At 40.4% G+C, this 19,371-nt stretch carries 15 protein-coding genes; 13 read left to right on the forward strand and 2 right to left on the reverse strand.

Going from position 1 to position 19,371, the window contains the following annotated elements; genetic code table 11:
- Window positions 1-324: 324 nt before the first annotated feature.
- Together IQ276_RS10505 and IQ276_RS10510 are read right to left on the reverse strand one after the other, a co-directional pair.
- Window positions 325-696 (reverse strand): response regulator transcription factor, encoded by a 372-nt coding sequence (locus tag IQ276_RS10505; RefSeq protein ID WP_193920127.1) that lies wholly within the window; start codon window positions 694-696, stop codon window positions 325-327.
- 43 nt (window positions 697-739) lie between these two features.
- Complete coding sequence (locus tag IQ276_RS10510; RefSeq protein ID WP_193920129.1) at window positions 740-2,113, reverse strand: response regulator; 1,374 nt, start codon at window positions 2,111-2,113, stop codon at window positions 740-742.
- 821 nt (window positions 2,114-2,934) lie between these two features.
- On the opposite strand from IQ276_RS10510, the gene IQ276_RS10515 reads away from it, so the two are divergent.
- The 13 genes from IQ276_RS10515 to IQ276_RS10575 all read left to right on the forward strand — a co-directional run bounded on the left by IQ276_RS10515 (window position 2,935) and on the right by IQ276_RS10575 (window position 19,206).
- Complete coding sequence (locus tag IQ276_RS10515; RefSeq protein WP_190878035.1) at window positions 2,935-3,609, forward strand: vWA domain-containing protein; 675 nt, start codon at window positions 2,935-2,937, stop codon at window positions 3,607-3,609.
- A 36-nt stretch (window positions 3,610-3,645) separates the two neighbouring features.
- Complete coding sequence (locus IQ276_RS10520) at window positions 3,646-4,428, forward strand: PP2C family serine/threonine-protein phosphatase (RefSeq protein ID WP_193920131.1); 783 nt, start codon at window positions 3,646-3,648, stop codon at window positions 4,426-4,428.
- A gap of 60 nt (window positions 4,429-4,488) precedes the next feature.
- Window positions 4,489-6,654, forward strand: a complete 2,166-nt coding sequence (locus tag IQ276_RS10525; RefSeq protein ID WP_193920133.1) for a tetratricopeptide repeat protein — start codon at window positions 4,489-4,491, stop codon at window positions 6,652-6,654.
- Window positions 6,655-7,385: 731 nt separating this feature from the next.
- Window positions 7,386-8,159, forward strand: coding sequence for a glucose-1-phosphate cytidylyltransferase (rfbF, locus tag IQ276_RS10530; RefSeq protein ID WP_190878040.1), 774 nt, complete (start codon window positions 7,386-7,388; stop codon window positions 8,157-8,159).
- A gap of 224 nt (window positions 8,160-8,383) precedes the next feature.
- A complete protein-coding gene (lhgD, locus tag IQ276_RS10535; RefSeq protein ID WP_193913231.1) occupies window positions 8,384-9,598 on the forward strand; it encodes an L-2-hydroxyglutarate dehydrogenase in 1,215 nt (404 codons plus the stop codon).
- Between the two features lie 277 nt (window positions 9,599-9,875).
- Window positions 9,876-10,901, forward strand: coding sequence for an NAD-dependent epimerase/dehydratase family protein (locus IQ276_RS10540; protein WP_193913229.1), 1,026 nt, complete (start codon window positions 9,876-9,878; stop codon window positions 10,899-10,901).
- 111 nt (window positions 10,902-11,012) lie between these two features.
- Window positions 11,013-12,281 (forward strand): class I SAM-dependent methyltransferase, encoded by a 1,269-nt coding sequence (locus IQ276_RS10545; RefSeq protein ID WP_190878046.1) that lies wholly within the window; start codon window positions 11,013-11,015, stop codon window positions 12,279-12,281.
- 248 nt (window positions 12,282-12,529) lie between these two features.
- Window positions 12,530-13,537: a glycosyltransferase family 2 protein gene (locus IQ276_RS10550; protein WP_193913227.1), complete on the forward strand. Its 1,008-nt coding sequence runs from the start codon at window positions 12,530-12,532 to the stop codon at window positions 13,535-13,537.
- 51 nt (window positions 13,538-13,588) lie between these two features.
- A complete protein-coding gene (locus IQ276_RS10555; RefSeq protein ID WP_193913225.1) occupies window positions 13,589-14,440 on the forward strand; it encodes a phytanoyl-CoA dioxygenase family protein in 852 nt (283 codons plus the stop codon).
- 90 nt (window positions 14,441-14,530) lie between these two features.
- A complete protein-coding gene (rfbC, locus tag IQ276_RS10560; RefSeq protein WP_193913223.1) occupies window positions 14,531-15,088 on the forward strand; it encodes a dTDP-4-dehydrorhamnose 3,5-epimerase in 558 nt (185 codons plus the stop codon).
- A gap of 46 nt (window positions 15,089-15,134) precedes the next feature.
- Complete coding sequence (locus IQ276_RS10565; protein WP_193913221.1) at window positions 15,135-16,391, forward strand: glycosyltransferase; 1,257 nt, start codon at window positions 15,135-15,137, stop codon at window positions 16,389-16,391.
- A gap of 205 nt (window positions 16,392-16,596) precedes the next feature.
- The gene (locus IQ276_RS10570) at window positions 16,597-17,910 is read left to right on the forward strand and encodes an NAD(P)H-dependent oxidoreductase (protein WP_193913219.1); all 1,314 of its coding nucleotides are present in this window, start codon (window positions 16,597-16,599) and stop codon (window positions 17,908-17,910) included.
- A gap of 204 nt (window positions 17,911-18,114) precedes the next feature.
- Entirely contained in the window at window positions 18,115-19,206 is a 1,092-nt protein-coding gene (locus IQ276_RS10575; RefSeq protein ID WP_193913217.1) for a glycosyltransferase, read from the forward strand.
- Window positions 19,207-19,371: the final 165 nt, after the last annotated feature.

A 19,371-nucleotide genomic window follows, 5' to 3' on the forward strand; every position in this document is an offset into this window, starting at 1 on the left:
TGTGCTTTATTTAGCTCCCCTCCCCTTGGTAAGGGGACGTGTTGGGGGTGGGGTTCTTTTATTATGGGTAATTTGGCGGATATGATATTACGCTGTCGCTAACGCACCCTACTGGCGTGTCAAGGCTAAAATAGTGCATTAGTAGGTTGGGTTGAGCTTTCGCGTTACCCAACGTGGATATCGGTGTTGGGTTTCGTTCCTCAACCCAACCTACAAATTTATTGCAACATTTTAGCCTTGTCACGCCACTACGTATCTTTTCAAAAATCAAATAGTAGTCCTATATTAGGAGTTAAGAATTATTCCCCTTGTCCCCTTGTCTCCCTACTCCCCTCTCTCGACAAGAGATTTGAGAGCATGTAGTAATTGTTGTTTAGTAAAAGGCTTTGTTAAATAAACATCTGCACCTTGCCGCATTCCCCAAATTCTGTCTATGGGTTGATTTTTGGAACTGCAAATAATAATTGGTACTTTTTTAGTTGTTGGATTTTTTTTCAGTTGGCGACAAAATTCAAAACCGCTAACTTCTGGCATTACCACATCAGTAATTATAGCATCCGGCTGATGGTTGATTGCTTTAATCATGCCATCTTTAGCATCATAAGCTTTAATTACCGTGTGTCCATTTTCTCTTAAAAAACTATTGATTAACTCCAACTGAGAAGGAGTATCTTCCACAACTAAAACTTTAGCCATATTAATTTGTACCTACTAAGTATAACTCCGTACATCCATGAATTTAAGTTAAATGCATGAAAACTATTTTCAGTAATTCCGCGCGAGTAAATGGTTTCGTTAAATATCCAGATGCCCCCACCAATCTCGCTTTTACTTTGTCTACAATTCCTTTACTACCAGTGACAAAGATAATGGGAGTCTGTTTAAACATAGAATTATTACGTATAATTCTACACAATTCATAACCATCAATTCCGACCATGTTTAGATCCAGCAAAATTAAGTCTGGTTTGTGCCTAATAATCGACAAAACAGCTTTTAATGGATCGTTGATAGTCACTACAGAAAAATTTTCATTTTCTAAAAAATGGCTAATTTCTTTGAGAATTGTCGGGCTATCATCTACAGAAATGATTTTGTGGACTTTTTGTGCAGTTACAGTAGCAGCGGTTACTCTTTGGGAAGCAGAATTTATGTTATTTGATATTGTTGGTTCCTGAAAGTTTGCTTTTGGAGGAGTGGAAATTTGTGGTAATTGCTCAACGATACTTGTATTCTCTTCAGAAATTTCTGAGAAACTATTGACTTCATCTTTGGTATCAAATAATCCTGTAGTCAATTTTGGCAAAAGCGAGTTTTCTTCAAATATTTTTGGTAATTTATCAAATGGTGGATCTGGTTCATGCAAGATAATTCCCCCTTTGACAATGTAAGGGTATAATTGGCGAGCGAGTTGAATTTCATCTTGATTCAAAATTGCAGCCAAATGACAAAGACTAAAACCTTTCATCCAGTTAGTTAAATTTGGCTGGAGGCTTGGTAAATCTTTTTCGTCAAATTGGTTGTTAGCCAAAAGATGTGGACGTTGATATGGAGAAGAAATTTGCGGCACAAAAGACTGCCAACTCTCTAATCTTGCTTGGCAGCGTTCTAAAATTTTTTCTATATCAAACCTGCAAATTTTTGGCATTCTACTAAGCGGTTCTGTTAATTCATAACTACCTTCTTTGATGAGCAAAAATGATTCAATCACTTCTTTGACTAGTTCTTGAATCAGCACTGCTGCTTGCGTAGAATGTAGATGTTGTTGAGTAACAAGCCAGTATATAGCTTGATATTCAGGAGGCTGGCTTCTCGGTTGACTATGATGTTCGATTAATTGACTGTGTGAGTCAGGTTCAAACATCAGACGAACTTGAACGCGAACTTCGTTGGTAAGTAGTGGAATTTGATGGCCTAGACGACGCAAATGGCGTTCTAGTCTATCAAACGGTTCCACTGAATGGGTTGCGTAAGTTATTTTGCCCTGTTCTAAGTAAATTGTCCAAGAAACTGAGTTACTCAATGCTTGTAAACAAGTACTGTCGGAGCAATTAGATAGCTGTCTTAACAAACTTGAAGGACGTAATTTGGTGAACACACCTGAATTATTCATATTTTTCTACTTTTTTGCGGAATCAGCAATCTAACATTTGTAAACTACAAATATCAGCCATGAAGTATTTTCTTCTTTGTAATATAGCGGTATCACAAATTATTTCTTGGAAATATGTATATATATTAAAATTTATAAAAATTTAATTCTCTGGTTTTATTTTATACGTTTGAATTGGGGTCTGAAAAATATCTAGTTGTCTTTAATTATGTACACCATTCACGAACCAACTTCTCCTTCATTCTGTTCCCAGCTGTTTTCAAATGAGGTAGGCAGGAATAAACAAACGTAAAAATCGTTTGTGAATAGAATACCAGTACATGTTCCCCACTTTTAATTTGACTTACCACTGATAAATCTTGACTCAAAAGCGTCATCATCTACATCTTAAGTTATGCCAATTCACTTACGAGGTAAATCTGATTCCCAGTTCGGACAATTACACAGGCACACTTGTAAAGTAAGCGAACTTAATTATGCTTAATTACTTTTCTATAAAGGAACGATTATCCTACATAAAATCTTTAAAAACTTATGTAGGAAAGTCTACGTATTTATTGTACTCTAGGTTTGATAGATATAAATTTTTGGTAGATACACTACAACAGGTAATGCTCAGTTTTGAGAAACTCTTTTTTGCAAAACTAGATGTCGGTCAAGCTCTACTTAAATATGTAGAGAACTTGGTCAAAATAATTTGTTTCATGACAAGTGGAGCATCTACCCTTAGATACTATATCTGTAGTCGCGTCAGTGACTGAAACTATATACTTTGAAAACAGGGAAATAAAACTTTGGATTTTAACATAACACAAAAAGTTATGCATGACACATTAAGACTTGATGAAGTTGTAGAATTTGCAGAGAACCCAGAACCGCGTTGTCCGTGCGTCCTCTTACTAGATACATCTGGCTCGATGCAAGGAGATCCGATTGAGGCTTTAAATCAGGGTTTACTAAGCTTAAAGGATGAATTAGTCAAAAATTCCTTGGCAGCCAGACGGGTGGAAGTGGCGATCGTCACTTTTGACAGTAATATCAATGTAGTACAAGACTTTGTAACCGCCGATCAATTCAATCCGCCGATTTTGACAGCCCAAGGATTGACGACGATGGGTGCAGGAATTCATAAAGCTTTGGACATCATTCAAGAGAGAAAGTCTCAGTATCGTGCCAATGGGATTGCTTACTATCGTCCTTGGGTATTTATGATTACCGATGGAGAGCCACAAGGTGAGTTAGATCATATTGTAGAACAAGCATCGCAGCGTTTACAAGGAGATGAAGCGAATAAACGAGTAGCATTTTTTACTGTTGGTGTGGAAAATGCGAATATGACCCGCTTAAATCAAATAGGTGTGCGTACTCCGCTGAAACTCAAAGGGCTAAACTTTATCGAGATGTTTGTTTGGCTCTCAGCTAGTATGTCAGCTGTTTCGCATTCCCAGGTGGATGAACAGGTAGCACTACCGCCGATTGGTTGGGGGACTGTTTAATTAAAAGATGGCAGCTAGCTGTTGGAAGAAAATCTTATGAACCTATCAAAACAGATTGCTCAATGGCGGATTGTGGCTGCGTCAGTATGTGGTACAAGTCACTTAAGAAACAAACAGTTATGTCAGGATGCTCATCACTGGCAGATATTGTCAGATAACGTTTTAGTGGCAGCGGCGGCAGATGGCGCGGGTTCTGCAAGTCTTGGGAAAGTGGGAGCGATGATTGCTGTGGAGACAGCGATTGAAAACATTTCTAGTCAAGGACTAACCCGAAGTACTTTGACTAATGATGCTTATGTGCGATCGCTCTTAAATGATGCCATGCTAGCTGCCAAAAAAGCTGTAGAAGATGAAGCTGTTGCTTGTGAAAAACAACTCCAAGACTTAGCAACTACTTTAATTGTTATGGTTGCCACACCAAATGTTGTGGCTGTAGCACAAATCGGTGATGGTTTGGCTGTGGCCAAAGACCAGATGGGCAACCTCTTAGCACTCACTATGCCTGACAGTGGCGAATACATCAACGAAACCACCTTTTTGACTTCGCCTACTGCTTTAGATACAGCACAGATGAGATTATGGCGTACAGACATAGTAAATGTTGGTATAATTACTGACGGGCTACAAATGCTGGCTTTAAATATGGTTGTTGGGGAACCTCATAAACCGTTCTTTTTGCCGCTGTTTGAATTTGTAGCCAATGCTGAGGATAAGACAGCAGCAAAAGAGCAGTTAGTAAAATTTTTGCGTTCAGAGCGGATCACCCAACGCACTGATGATGATTTAACACTGATAATAGCTGCATTCAACAACTCATAAGCATTAACTTTACTTTAAAAGTTTGACATTTTAAATACTCCCGTTAGCGGTAATTTGACTATGCAGGTACTACGTTGTTCCCCGAAAAAAGAAATCCTCAGCCTCAATATGAGTTTGGGGCGTGGCGGTGAAGCTTGTGTTTATGCACTGCCATCCGATGGCAACTTGGTGGCCAAAATATACCACAAGCCAACCACTGCCCATGCTGAAAAACTCCAAGCGATGCTGGCTAACCCGCCGGAAAACCCCACAGCTAATTTGGGGCATATTTCCATCGCTTGGCCAGAGGATTTATTGCGGGCGGCAGATGGTAGCAATGGTATCCTGGGGTTTTTAATGCCACGCATTCAGGGAATGCGTCCAATCATTGACTTTTATAACCCCAGAACCCGCCGCCAACACTGCCCCTTATTCAACTATCAGTACCTGCTCCGCACGGCTCGTAATTTGGCGGCGGCTTTTGCTGCTTTGCACGCCAGTGGATATTGCATTGGCGATGTGAATGAGTCAAACATCCTCGTCAGTGACACAGCATTGGTGACCTTGATAGACACTGACTCTTTCCAAGTACGTAACCCAGACACCAACGTTGTTTACCGTTGCCCAGTGGGTAAACCAGAGTTTACTCCTCCAGAACTCCAAAATAAAACTTTTGCGGAACACGATCGCGAAATTTCTCACGACTTATTTGGGTTAGCAGTACTGGTATTTCAACTATTGATGGAAGGTACGCACCCATTTTCGGGGATTTTTCAAGGCGCCATCGAGCCGCCACCCTACGAAGCACGTATCGCATCCGGTCATTTCACTTACAGCCAAAAACGACGCGTACCTTACCTACCTACACCCATCGCCCCTCCTTGGGAAATTCTTCATCCCAGCTTACAAGAACTATTTGTGCGTTGTTTTGAAGACGGTCACAACAACCCACAGCTGCGTCCTAGCGCCCAAACTTGGCTTTCAGCAATAGCCGAAGCCGAAGATTCCCTGATTACCTGCACTACTAATCCCCAACATCGCTACAACAACCACCTAAATATTTGTCCCTGGTGTGAACGTAGCGTGCGATTAGGTGGACGCGACCCATTCCCATCACATCGAGCAATAGAAGCCAGAGAACACCTACAACCGCGACTCAAACCGAAAAAGCGTTACACCCAAACACCGCGTTTGCCGCAACGAGTCATGTCATCGCATTTAGCGAATTGGCAATCAGGAATTACTCCAAGCAGTTCACCTTATAGACGTTCCAAAAAGTCAAATTTGTACCCGATTGGTTTTTGCTTGTTGGGTTTAGTTTTATTGGGATCTGCGGACTTAATGATTAAATTTACTGAGCCGTTAGTTTCTCACAATGCTTACACTCAACAAACATTGAAATCTGGTCAGACAATTAATAAACTCAGCTTTGCAGACTACTATCAGCAAGGTCATAGTGCTTACAAACAGCGAGACTATGAAAAAGCAGTTGCAAATTATAGCCAAGCCATTGAACAAGAACCATCACATGCCAGAGCGATTGTAAATCGTGGCAATGCTCGTTATAACTTGAAAGATTATGAAGGGGCTGTTGTAGATTACAGCCAAGCCCTGAAAATCAAGCCCAATGAAATTAAAGCTCTAGTGAATCGGGGAAATGCCCGGTTTATGCTCGCCGAATATAGCAACGATCCCGATACAGAATATAATCTAGCCCTCGCTGATTATAATCGCGCTATTGGTCTCGATCCCAATGAAATCGAAGCTTATATTAGACGCGGAATTGTCCGCGCCCAAATGGCTAAATATAGCGGCGAATCTCAACAAGTTTACAGAAGAGCGATCGCAGATTTTACTCAGGCGATAAAAATGAATTTATCCAAAGCTGAAGCTTATTTTCAGCGCGGTGTTGTCTACTATCAAATTGCCCAATATAGTAGCAATTATGAGCAAGAATATAGTCAAGCGATCGCTGACTTTAACCACGCATTAACCATCAGCCCCAGACTAGCAAAAGCCTTTCTCAAACGAGGCATGGTTCGTTATGAACTAGCACAATATGGTGGTAGTGAATCTAACCAAAACCAAACGAAGGCGATCGCAGATTTACAGACAGCCGCTAAAATCTTTCTTGAGCAAGATGATATGGATAATTATCAGCAAGCACTCAGTAACATGTGTGTAGTTGTCGAAAACAAATGTGACCCTTTATTCCAAGGCTCAAGTAGTACGGAAAAAATCAACTAAAAACAAGTAAGTAATTAAACCATAGGGTAGGGGCGCACAGCTGTCCGCCCCTACAAAGGATTGTGGTTCAAAGATAGGACTTACGCACACTTTACGAATTCTTCTCTACGAGACGCTTCGCGTTGGCGGAAGCCTCTCGTAGAGAAGGCGTCTTGGTGAAGCAGTCCGGTCTTGGGGGTTTCCCCCATGAGGAACTGCTGAACCCGAAAGGTGGTTTGATAAATTAAGCTTTTTGGCAATTTTTGCGTAAGTCCTGAAATAGATGAAAACGGCTGTAATGCCTACGCAAAAAATAAAAGCGGATTATAGTTATAGGAATTAGACCATTTGTAGAGACGCGATGAATCGCGTCTTCTTCACCCAAGAATGTGTTGCAATCATTAATTGAATTGGTATTATTTTATATCTAACATTTTTATTTAATTGAATAATTTATTTAAAAAAAATCAAGAGTAATTTTATACTTGTCTGATTGATTCTGAATTCTGAATTCTGAATTCTGAATTCTGACTCCTGAATTCTGACTCCTGAATTCTGCTATCTAGATATTCATAGAGCTTTTATATAGAAAAGATTTTAATTTATATCTCCTTCATAATTTTGCCAAAAAATACAGTTAGATTATTGACTGAGAAAAATAAATCAGAAATAAATTTTTCTCCATATGTAAGTGCATCCTCTTCATGTCAGTAAAGACAAATAATATCCCTACAAATCTCCGAGGTAATTGCATGAAAGCGGTGATTTTAGCCGGAGGGCTTGGTACACGCCTCAGTGAAGAAACTAGTATCAGACCCAAGCCGATGGTTGAGATTGGTGGTAAGCCAATTCTGTGGCACATAATGAAAACTTACTCTGCCCACGGCATTAATGACTTCATCATTTGTTGTGGTTACAAAGGTTACATAATTAAAGAGTATTTTGCTAACTACTTTTTACACATGTCAGATGTAACCTTTGACATGCGATTTAACCAGATGAATGTCCATTCTGGATATGCTGAACCCTGGCGTGTCACCCTAGTAAATACGGGCGACCATACAATGACAGGTGGGCGCTTAAAACGAATCAGCGAACATGTTGGAAATGACACTTTTTGTTTCACTTATGGTGATGGTGTCAGTGATATTAATATCACCGAACTAGTTAAATTTCACAAAGAACAAAACAGCTTAGCAACACTCACAGCCGTGCAACCAGCAGGACGTTTTGGTGCTATTTCCTTAGGATATGAGCAAACTAAAATCACCAACTTTCGGGAAAAACCTGAAGGCGATGGCGCTTGGATTAATGGTGGTTATTTTGTGTTAGAACCAGAAGTGATAAACTTGATTGCTGATGATTCTACCGTGTGGGAGCAAGAGCCATTAGAAAAGCTAGCTTCTATGGAACAGCTATCAGCTTTCAAGCACTATGGTTTTTGGCAACCGATGGATACTTTACGCGATAAAAACCACCTAGAGGGGCTATGGAACAGCAGTCAGGCTCCTTGGAAGGTATGGTAGGGAGTGGGGAGTGGGGAGTGGGGAGATGAGGGAGATGAGGGAGATGAGGGAGATGAGGGAGACGCGGGGACGCGGGGACGCGGGGAATAAGCAATGCCCAATACTTCGACTTCTCTCCGAGACGCTACGCGTAGCTTGCTTCCCCCCAGGGGTACGCTCAGTACAAGTGCCCCATGCCCAATGCCAAATAAGTTTATAGTGTAATTTGAAGTACGATAATACTAATGTATGATTTTGCAATTATAGGTGGGGGAATAGTTGGACTCTCTACGGCGCTGGCTTTAGGAAAACGCTATCCCAATGCACGTATTTTAGTACTAGAAAAAGAGAGTCAATGGGCATTTCACCAAACCGGCAATAATAGCGGGGTGATTCATTCTGGTATTTATTACAAGCCAGGAAGTTTCAAGGCTAAATTTTGTCGTGATGGTTCTCGGTCAATGGTAGATTTCTGTCAAGAACATGGAATTGACCACGAAGTTTGTGGTAAAGTAATTGTTGCGACTGAAGAACAAGAGCTACCACGCTTAGAAAGTCTCTACCAACGCGGCTTAGAAAACGACATACAAGTCCAGAGAATTAGCCCCGAAGAAGTCAAGGAAATTGAACCTCATGTTAGTTGTGTAGGTGGAATTCGGGTATTTTCAACTGGTATTGTTAACTACAAGCAAGTTTGTTTGAAATATGCCCAGCTGATTCAACAGCAGGGGGGAGATTTACACCTGAATACAAAAGTACTGAAAATCTTGCCAAGGGCTAAAAATCAGGTACTAGAAACAAACAAAGGTAGCTTTGAAACCAAGTTTGTAATTAATTGTAGTGGATTGCATAGCGATCGCACTGCGAAATTAGGTCAAGTTGAACCCCAAGCCAAAATTGTCCCATTCCGGGGAGAATACTACGAACTCACACCAGAAAAACGCTATCTAGTCAAGACTTTAATTTATCCAGTACCCAACCCAGATTTTCCCTTCCTGGGCGTCCACTTTACCCGGATGATTGATGGTAGCGTTCATGCAGGGCCAAACGCGGTTTTGTCTTTCAAACGCGAAGGTTACAAAAAAACCGACTTTGACCTCGGCGATTTTCTGGAAGTCATCACTTATCCTGGTTTCTGGAAATTGGCAGCCAAACACGCTGATGAAGGCATCCAAGAAATTATTCGCTCCTTTAGTAAAGCAGCCTTCGTTAAAAGTTTGCAAAAACTAATTCCCGAAGTCCAAGCAGAAGATTTAGTTCCCACCCATGCTGGAGTCCGCGCCCAAGCTTTAATGAACGATGGCAAGCTTGTAGACGACTTTTTGATTGTTTCCGGTCAAAACTCCATCCATGTTTGCAATGCTCCTTCTCCTGCTGCAACTTCTTCTCTAGAAATTGGCAAAGCAATTGTGGCGCAAATTCCCCAACTCTCGCATCTAGATAGTGTAGTAACTGCATAGATGGCATACTTGCTTGCACTTTGAAGGATGAATCTTGTGGGGTCAATAAAAGAATCGGGTTTTTAAGCCTCTCTCCTACAAGGAGAGAGGTTTGGAGAGAAGTCAAATTCCAGCTATCGAACTCACGTTAAGTACGTAATGACTGTGAAGCGAGTCATATAGCGGTTGTCTTTTGGATGCAACACGCTGTAGGGGCGCACAGCTGTGCGCCCCTACAAAATGCGCCCCTACGAAACGAAATCGAATTTAACTCTTCAATACAAAGGCATTAACCACAATGAAAATATTAGTAACTGGCACAGAAGGCTATCTGGGTTCATTATTGCCATCTCTGTTAATCGAACGGGGACATGAAGTTATCGGTCTAGATACTGGTTTCTATAAAGTTGGTTGGCTGTACAACGGTACTGATGTCACACCCAAAACCCTCAACAAAGATATCCGCAACATCACCCCTGATGATTTGGAAGGTGTAGAAGCAATTGTTCACATGGCGGAACTCTCCAACGACCCAGCTGGACAATTGGCACCGAATATTACCTACGAAATTAATCATATAGGTTCAGTTCGTCTGGCTACCTTGGCTAAGGCTATGGGTGTCCGTCGTTTTGTGTATATGTCTTCGTGCAGTGTCTACGGTGTTGCTACCGAAGATGATGTCACAGAAGAATCTCCAGTTAATCCCCAAACAGCCTACGCAGAGTGTAAAACCCTTGTAGAGAGAGATGTTAGACCATTAGCTGATGATGACTTCTCACCCACCTTTATGCGGAATGCAACTGCTTTTGGTGCTTCTCCCAGGATGCGCTTTGATATTGTTTTAAACAACTTGGCAGGGTTGGCTTGGACTAGCAAACAAATCAAAATGACCAGTGATGGTACACCTTGGCGTCCATTAGTCCATGCATTGGATATTTGCAAAGCAATAGTCTGCGCCTTAGAAGCACCACGGGATATTGTACATAACCAAGTCTTCAATGTAGGAGATACAGCGAACAATTATCGGGTTAAAGAAATCGCTGAAATTATTGCTGATATTTTCCCAGATTGTAAATTGTTCTTTGGCAACAACGGCGCAGATAACCGCAGCTATCGGGTATCCTTCGATAAAATCAACACAATTCTACCTGGATTTAAGTGTGATTGGAATGCTCGACTTGGTGCCCAGCAACTACTTAATTTATTCAATCAAATCGATATGGCTGAAGATACTTTCTTGTTTAGGGGATTTACCCGTTTAAAACAGCTAGAATATCTGATTCGTACTGAGCAAATTGACAAAGATTTTTTCTGGAATAAATAGAAAGTGTTTGTAGTTTGTGCTTCAGCACTCAAGTGCAAACTACAAACATATATTCTTGATTATGACTGATTTCACCTAGCAATTTATTCACTATTAATAGGGCTTGAAATTATGGCGATCGCCAAATGTCGTTTCAGTGGTCAACCTTTACGCCAAACCTTTATTGATTTGGGCATGTCACCTTTAGCCAATGCTTATCTGAGACCAGAGCAGCTAAATAATGCCGAAAAATTTTATCCTCTCCACGCTTATATTTCTGAAGATACTCTCTTAGTTCAATTAGAACAATTTGAAACTCCAGATCAAATTTTTAGTGACTATGCTTACTTTTCTTCCTATTCAGCAAGTTGGCTAAAACACGCCAAAACTTACACCGATATGATGGTAGAAAAGTTTAACTTTAATCATCATACCCAAGTTATTGAAATTGCCAGCAACGACGGCTACTTACTGCAATATTTTTTAGAGAAAGGTATCCCAGTTTTAGGAATAGAACCAGCAGCGAATATAGCCAAAGTTGCTCAAGATAGGGGTATTCCCAGTATTAACAAGTTTTTTGGAATTGAAACTGCCAAAGAACTGGTTATGCAAGGAAAACTCGCTGACCTTTTGATAGGTAACAATGTTTTAGCTCATGTGCCAGATTTAAATGATTTCATCGCCGGGATGAAAGCCATCCTCAAATCAAATGGCATCTTGACGATGGAATTTCCCCATATTTTGCAACTCATTGAACAAAACCAATTTGATACTATTTATCACGAGCATTTTTCTTACTTCTCATTCCTCACAATCCAAAAAATCTTTGCAGCACACAACTTGCAAATTTTTGACGTGGAGGAATTACCAACTCATGGCGGTTCCTTGAGAATTTATGCCAGACATGACTATGCTGATTATCCTAGCATTCGGGAACGAGTTAGGCATTTGAAAGAAAAAGAAATCGCTGCTGGACTACATCGAATAGAAACTTACGTCACATTTGGAGAAAAAGTTAAAGCAACAAAGCACAAGCTATTAAGTTTTCTCTTGACAGCTAAAGCAGAAGGTAAATCAATAGCTGGTTATGGCGCACCTGCTAAAGGTAATACTTTGCTCAATTACTGTGGTATTGGTAAAGATTTTCTCGATTACACAGTAGATTGCAATCCCTACAAACAAGGTTTGTTTTTACCTGGAACTCATATCCCTATCTTCCATCCGGATAAAATTCGTGAAACTCAACCAGATTATGTACTAATTTTACCTTGGAATCTCAAAGAAGAAATTATGGAACAAATGGCATTTATTGGCCAATGGGGTGGACAATTTGTAGTGCCAATTCCTGAAGTAAAAATTTATCCCTGTCCTGTTCCTGATAGGCTTTTAATAGCGTTGTAATTACTAAATAACAGAATTCAGGAGTCAGAATTAAGAATTCAGAATTGAGAATTCAGAATTAACTAGTGTGGCTAAGCATCGGCAACAGTTAGAATCATTAAATTTTCTCTATGATAAGCTACACCAATAATTTAGTGTGTTGTTTCACCACTGACTCCTGAATTACTTCTTGTTCAAAGGCATATTTGCCATAAAAATATTTGGCATCCAACCACCAATAAACTATTTACAAATTTCATTACTCTACTATGCCTAAATTACTGACCATTGCCATTCCTACTTATAATCGTGCTGAATTACTGAATAAACAGTTAGCATGGCTGGCTCAAGCTATCAATGGTTTTGAAGACGACTGTGAAATTTTAGTTTCTGATAATTGTTCCACAGACAATACTCAGGAAGTTATACAAAAATGGCAAAAAAAACTTAGCAGTATAACATTTAAATCGAATAAAAACTCGAAGAATTTAGGCGTAGTTAAAAATATTATGTATTGCCTAAATTCTGCAACAACAAAATATGTTTGGACAATTGGTGATGATGACCCAATTCAGGATAGAGCCGTTGCTTATGTTATCAGCAAACTCAGAGGACATGAAGATTTATCATTATTGTTCCTCAACTTTTCTGGCCGCAACCAGATTACTGGTGAACCAGTTCATCCACCCACTATTGTTGGTAACCGCTGGTTTGATATAGATAGTGAAGATGGTCATGGTGATGGTAAAGCCATATTTGAACATTGTTTTTCAAAAAGTGTCGGTGCAGTTATCTTTTTAACGGCTACAGTCTATCGCACTGATTTAGTAAAACGTGCTTTACAAATTTGGCCAGACGCTGAAAATAACTGGATATCTTTAGCATATTTAGCCGGGTATTGTGCTGCTAATGGTGGTGTAATTGTCACTAAAGAAACTTATTTAGAATGTGTTGTTGGTGTGAGTTATTGGCAAAAAGAACCAAAATCTGCACTATTAATGCAATACAAACACATACCAGAAGTGATTTTGAAACTGCAAGAGAATGGATATTCTAAGCAATTTTGTAGACGAATGCTGTTGCAAAACAGCAAAGAAGTCAACTGGAAAGTTTTCTTGGGTGCTTTAAGAAGATGGCCTATGTCTGCCATCAAAACAGTAGTTCCATTTGTGGCTTTAGTCGGCTTGTGTGCTTTTGACGTGATGGTTTCTAAAGAGTTGAAATTAGCAGAATCAAGTGAAATATCTAGTCAAGAAATGCGGAGTTATGAGCCTTAAACTACTCGATGATTGATAATTCTACATCAATAATTAGGAGGGATTTACGTCATGTTAAGTATAATTAAACGCAAAATATCTACATTGTATTCTGACTTTGAATACTACGTAGCCCGTTGGAAGCATAGCAGAAAATTGCCAGCATTGGAAGCAGGCGATCGCCACATCTTAAATGCTCTTAAAAAAGACGGTGTTTATGTGACAACACTTGCCGATTTAGGGTTAAACTCTAGCTCTGAACTACTCAAGGCTGCTTACCAGCAATTATCTGAGATGGGAAATCCAAATAACGACCATCTAAATGAAAAATTGCCACAAATTTCCACAGTTACAGGTTTACCAGAATTTTCTAACTGGGGAACAGAGAAAAGGCTACTGAATATCATTGAAAATTATATTGGTCTTCCCGTTGCTTTTCACGGTGTACATTTACGCAAAGATTTTCCTAGTAAACATCAATTTGGGACGCTGCTATGGCATAGCGATGCTGAAGACCGTCGCATTATCAAAATCTTCATTTACTTGAATGATGTAGAACAAAAAACTGGCCCGTTTGAATATATTCCCCGTTCTTCAGTCCCTTTATTTAGTTGGAAATATATTCAGCTTTACTACAAACTTTTCAAGTCAGGTTATATGGGTATTGACGATGAACAAGTAAAGCCAGTCATCCCTAAATCAGCTTGGAAATCCTGCCCAGGCCCAGCAGGTACAGTGATTATTGTAGATACGAAAAATGCTTTGCATCACGGCACAGTCCGCATAGAAGAACGGTCAGCACTATTCTTTTGTTATACGGCTAACCCTCCGGAAAGGCCAGACCTTTGTACGCAATATTGGGATGATACTTATCCGAGGGTAGAGTTAGGTTCTGTGTTAGATGGGGTTAAGGTTTTGAATTAGTTGAATTTGTCTCACGCAGAGGCGCAGAGGCGCAGAGAGAAGAGTGAGTAAGTATTTTCTGTAATCAAGATTTATCTTAGAGGAATCAATATGATCTTCACTGAAACTGAACTCAAAGACGCATTCATTATTGACTTAGAAGAAAAGCCAGATCATCGTGGTTTTTTTGCTCGGAGTTTTTGCGCTCAAGAATTTGAAGCACGCGGCTTAAAGCCAACAGTAGCTCAATGTAACTTGTCTTTTAATTACAAAAAAGGCACCATTCGGGGAATGCACTATCAAATTTTACCAGCAGCAGAAACAAAATTAATTCGCTGCACCAAAGGTGCTATCTATGACGTAATTATTGATATGCGTCCGGAATCTCCTACCTTTTTATCACACATCGGCGTAGAACTAACTCCAGAAAATCGCCGCGCCTTGTATGTTCCAGAAATGTTTGCCCACGGTTATCAAGCACTTACAGATGAAACCGAAGTTGTATATCAAGTCGGTGAATTTTACACACCTGGATATGAACGCGGTCTACGCTACGACGACCCATTTTTTAACATTGATTGGCCTCTAAATGTAACTGAAATCTCCGAAAAAGATTTAAATTGGCCACTATTAAGAATGATGACCGTCGGCGCCACAACTTCCAAATAACCTCACCTTCTCCTCTCTGCGCCTCTGCGTCTGTGCGTGAAAACAAATGCCAAATATTATCCCATCCCCTATCAGCAACACCATCTCTTTTCTCTCCCAAAAAATCCAAGCCCGCATCAATTACGCCAAAACCTTACAAGTTATTTCCCTCAAACCCAAACAGCCTTCTAAAGGAAACGTACTCCTTTCTTATCGAATTGAGCCATTCTTATTAAAACCAGGCCAGCCAATGCCAAATGACCATACTTGGTATTGGGAAGTTTGGCAAATAGCGCAAACTTTTTTAGACATGCGCTACAACGTTGATGTCATCCAGTTTCACAATGATAAATTCGTTCCTCAAAAAGATTACGCATTTTTCATTGATATTCGTCATCGAATGGAAGCACTTGCATCGAAACTGAATAAAGATTGCATCAAAATTTTTCACGTTGACATTGCTAATATGGTATTTCGCAATGCAGCTGAATGCAGTAGGCTTCTAGAACTCCAACAGCGCAGAGGAATTACCTTACGTCCACAGCGATTTGAAATGCCCAACTTGGGAATTGAATATGCTGATTGTGCTACAGTTTTGGGCAACGATTTCACAGTTGGTACGTTCCAATATGCCAACAAACCGATGTATCGTATCCCCATTTCTTCGCCTGTTGTTTATCCCTATCCCGAACAGAAAGATTTTGAAGCAGTCAGAAAAAACTTTCTGTGGTTTGGTGGTAGCGCTCTAGTTCTCAAAGGATTAGATTTAGTTTTAGATGCCTTTGCCCAAATGCCAGAATACCATTTAACGGTTTGTGGCCCAATTAGTAATGACAAGGAATTTGAGCAGGCTTTCTATAAAGAACTCTACGAAACACCAAACATTCATACTTATGGCTGGATTGATGTTAGTAGCCCTGAGTTTATAGAGGTTACAAATAACTGTCTGGGACTTGTTTATCCTTCGGTTTCTGAGGGACAATCGGGAGCAGTAATCAGTTGCTTGCAAGCTGGGTTAATTCCGATTTTAAGCTACGAATCTGGTGTGGATGTTCACGATTTTGGTGTGATTTTCGATAACCTATCCCTGGAAGAAATTAAGGCGAAAGTTAGAAGTATTTCCAATTCGTCTGTAGATGACCTCAAACTTATGTCTCGCAAGGCATGGGAATACGCAAGAACAAATCATACCAAAGAAAAGTTTGCTCAAGCGTATAAAAATGCTGTAGAGCAAATGCTCGAACACCAGAAATCTAAAAAACAGAGTTATTTCATAGAGTCTAGCAAACAACTAGTACCGCAAGGCGGAATTCGTAATTCGTAATTCGTAATTCGTAATTACCTGTTCATAAGGGTTTGAGATATTTCAAATCGTTGGTTTGTTTACGCCGTGCTGTACTAGTTAATAGCGATCGCTAATACCAATCGCCTATGAAAATGTACTTAATAGCAACTTGTAACGAATTATTAAGTACAAAATTATTCGGAATTTGTAACACAACAAACAGTTCTATAAAGGAGTTTAGTTCATGATTATTATCGATCGCGCCTTACAAGCCAGAGCAGCAGCAGGTAATCCTATTAAAGTTGGGATGATTGGTGCTGGTTTTATGGGTCGAGGAATTGCCAACCAAATTGTCAATTCAGTCCCAGGAATGGAGTTAGTTGCTATTTCCAATCGCCAGATTGATGCAGCGAAACAAGCTTATTCAGAAGCAGGAATTGAAGATATTCAAGTTGTTGCAACTGTCGGCGAATTAGAAGATGCGATCGCCAATGGGAAATATGCAGTCACAGAAGACGCTAAGTTACTGTGTCGCGCCGAGAGTATCGATGCACTCATCGAAGTCACAGGTGCAATTGAATTTGGCGCTCAAATCGTCATGGAAGCGATCGCCCATTGCAAACATGTGATTATGATGAATGCTGAACTCGACGGCACCATCGGTCCCATCCTGAAAGTGTATGCCGATAGAGCAGGCGTCATCCTCAGTGCTTGTGATGGCGATCAGCCAGGGGTGCAAATGAACCTCTACCGATTTGTCAAAAGCATTGGTTTAACTCCACTATTGTGCGGTAACATTAAAGGACTCCAAGACCCCTATCGCAATCCCACCACCCAGGAAGGATTTGCCAGACGTTGGGGTCAAAAGCCTCACATGGTGGCTAGCTTTGCCGACGGAACCAAAATTTCCTTTGAGCAAGCGATCGTTGCTAATGCCACAGGTATGAAAGTCGCCCAACGAGGAATGCTCGGCTATGACTTCAACGGCTACGTCGATGAAATGACCCAAATATATGATGTTGAACAACTCAAGGAACTGGGTGGTATCGTCGATTATGTAGTTGGAGCAAAACCCGGTCCTGGCGTATACGTATTTGCCACTCACGACGACCCCAAACAACGCCACTACCTCAACTTATACAAATTAGGTGAAGGTCCCCTTTACAGCTTCTATACTCCTTATCACCTCTGTCATTTTGAAGTTCCCCTATCTGTAGCCCGTGTAGTATTGTTCGGTGATGCGGTCATGTCTCCAATCGCAGGCCCCTTAGTAGATGTCATCACCACCGCCAAAATCGACCTGAAAGCTGGAGAAACCCTCGATGGCATCGGTTACTACATGACCTACGGACAATGCGAGAATTCCGATATCGTTCAACAGCAAAATCTCCTACCAATGGGTTTAGCCGAAGGATGTCGCCTCAAACGAGACATTTCTAAGGATCAAGTCCTCACATACGACGACGTAGAATTACCCGAAGGTAGACTTTGCGACCAACTACGAGCCGAGCAAAACACCTATTTCGCCCCAGAAAAAATCCTGGCGACAGTTGGTTAATAGCGTTTTCAAAAATATTTGCAACAAATGAATCGGCTGTAGGGGCGTACAGCTGTACGCCCCTAACAACGTAATTTGTAGCAGGAATATCGTGAAAATAAAGCTTGCTTGTGGAGACAGGATGTAGATAAGAGTGTAAATATTTTTCTTTGAAAAGAGGTTTTTCCCACTCCCCATTCCCTACTCCCTTCTTAGGTAAAATCCATGAAAATTGCTCTAGTCCACGATTATTTAACCCAGCGGGGTGGGGCAGAGCGTGTATTTGAGCTGCTTTGTAAGCGTTATCCCGAAGCAGACATTTTTACATCTCTGTACGATCCGCAAAAAACTATCGATCTTGGCGATCGCATAGTCAACACAACATTCTTACAAAAGATTCCCTGTGCAGCAAAGTATTTTAGGTCAATGGCTCCTTTATACTTTCCTGCTTTTCGTGCATTGGATTTGCAAGACTACGATTTGATTATTAGTAGTAGCACTAGCTTCGCTAAAGCAGTGCGAAAAAATCCCAATGCTCGACACATTTGCTTTTGCCATAATGTGACTCGTTTTTTATGGGATACGGCAACTTATTTAAAGGAGTATGGAGACTATAAATATTTTACTCCTTTAATCGAGCAAGTCTTCCAAGTAATGAGAAAGGTAGACCTGAAATATTCACAAGAACCTGACCTTTATATTGCTAATTCTAGTGTTGTTGCCCGCCGAATTCAAAATATTTATGGCAAACAGGCAATGATGGTTAACTATCCAATTGATACTAGTAAGTTTGTTTTTTCTGATATTAAAGATGAATATTATCTTGCCTCTGCTCGCATGATTAGCTATAAGCGTCTTGATGTCATAGTCGAAGCTTTTAATTGGTTGGGCTGGCAGTTATTAATATCAGGTGATGGACCAGAACTAGAACGCTTAAAATCCAAAGCATTACAAAATATTCAGTTTTTGGGACACGTAAGCGACAAGACACGCAAAGACTTATTTTCTAAAGCAAAGTCGATTATCGTTGCAGCTTTAGAAGACTACGGATTAGTTCCAGTAGAGGCTAATGCTAGCGGCACACCAGTTATTGCTTATGGAGCAGGTGGAGTATTAGATACTCAAATACCTGGTGAAACCGGAGTCTTTTTCAAAAGGCAAACACCCGAATCTTTACAAGTTGCATTACTAGAGGGCAAGGGAATTTCTTGGGATTACGATCGCATCCGTAATCATGCAGTAGCAAACTTTTCTGAAAATGCATTCTTTAGTAGAGTTGAGCGAATTATTAACCAAGCTTGTGGCGTGCATCTTTAATAAGAATTCAGGAGTCAGAATGGGCTACGCCCCGCTGCGCTAACAGAATTCAGCATAATTTCTGGAAAGCTGGCTAAATAATTGATTTAAGTTGCTGACTAAATCCAATACTTATTAGTTTACCAACAATTGATTAAATTCTGAATTCTGAATTCTGAATTCTGA

Origin of the sequence: Desmonostoc muscorum LEGE 12446 (assembly GCF_015207005.2) — a bacterium.
GTDB lineage: Bacteria > Cyanobacteriota > Cyanobacteriia > Cyanobacteriales > Nostocaceae > Nostoc > Nostoc muscorum.

Coding starts and splice junctions, on each gene's coding strand:
- IQ276_RS10505 (WP_193920127.1), bottom strand. CDS start 696: ATGGCTAAAGTTTTAGTTGTGGAAGATACTCCTTCTCAGTTGGAGTTA.
- IQ276_RS10510 (WP_193920129.1), bottom strand. CDS start 2,113: ATGAATAATTCAGGTGTGTTCACCAAATTACGTCCTTCAAGTTTGTTA.
- IQ276_RS10515 (WP_190878035.1), top strand. CDS start 2,935: ATGCATGACACATTAAGACTTGATGAAGTTGTAGAATTTGCAGAGAAC.
- IQ276_RS10520 (WP_193920131.1), top strand. CDS start 3,646: ATGAACCTATCAAAACAGATTGCTCAATGGCGGATTGTGGCTGCGTCA.
- IQ276_RS10525 (WP_193920133.1), top strand. CDS start 4,489: ATGCAGGTACTACGTTGTTCCCCGAAAAAAGAAATCCTCAGCCTCAAT.
- rfbF (WP_190878040.1), top strand. CDS start 7,386: ATGAAAGCGGTGATTTTAGCCGGAGGGCTTGGTACACGCCTCAGTGAA.
- lhgD (WP_193913231.1), top strand. CDS start 8,384: ATGTATGATTTTGCAATTATAGGTGGGGGAATAGTTGGACTCTCTACG.
- IQ276_RS10540 (WP_193913229.1), top strand. CDS start 9,876: ATGAAAATATTAGTAACTGGCACAGAAGGCTATCTGGGTTCATTATTG.
- IQ276_RS10545 (WP_190878046.1), top strand. CDS start 11,013: ATGGCGATCGCCAAATGTCGTTTCAGTGGTCAACCTTTACGCCAAACC.
- IQ276_RS10550 (WP_193913227.1), top strand. CDS start 12,530: ATGCCTAAATTACTGACCATTGCCATTCCTACTTATAATCGTGCTGAA.
- IQ276_RS10555 (WP_193913225.1), top strand. CDS start 13,589: ATGTTAAGTATAATTAAACGCAAAATATCTACATTGTATTCTGACTTT.
- rfbC (WP_193913223.1), top strand. CDS start 14,531: ATGATCTTCACTGAAACTGAACTCAAAGACGCATTCATTATTGACTTA.
- IQ276_RS10565 (WP_193913221.1), top strand. CDS start 15,135: ATGCCAAATATTATCCCATCCCCTATCAGCAACACCATCTCTTTTCTC.
- IQ276_RS10570 (WP_193913219.1), top strand. CDS start 16,597: ATGATTATTATCGATCGCGCCTTACAAGCCAGAGCAGCAGCAGGTAAT.
- IQ276_RS10575 (WP_193913217.1), top strand. CDS start 18,115: ATGAAAATTGCTCTAGTCCACGATTATTTAACCCAGCGGGGTGGGGCA.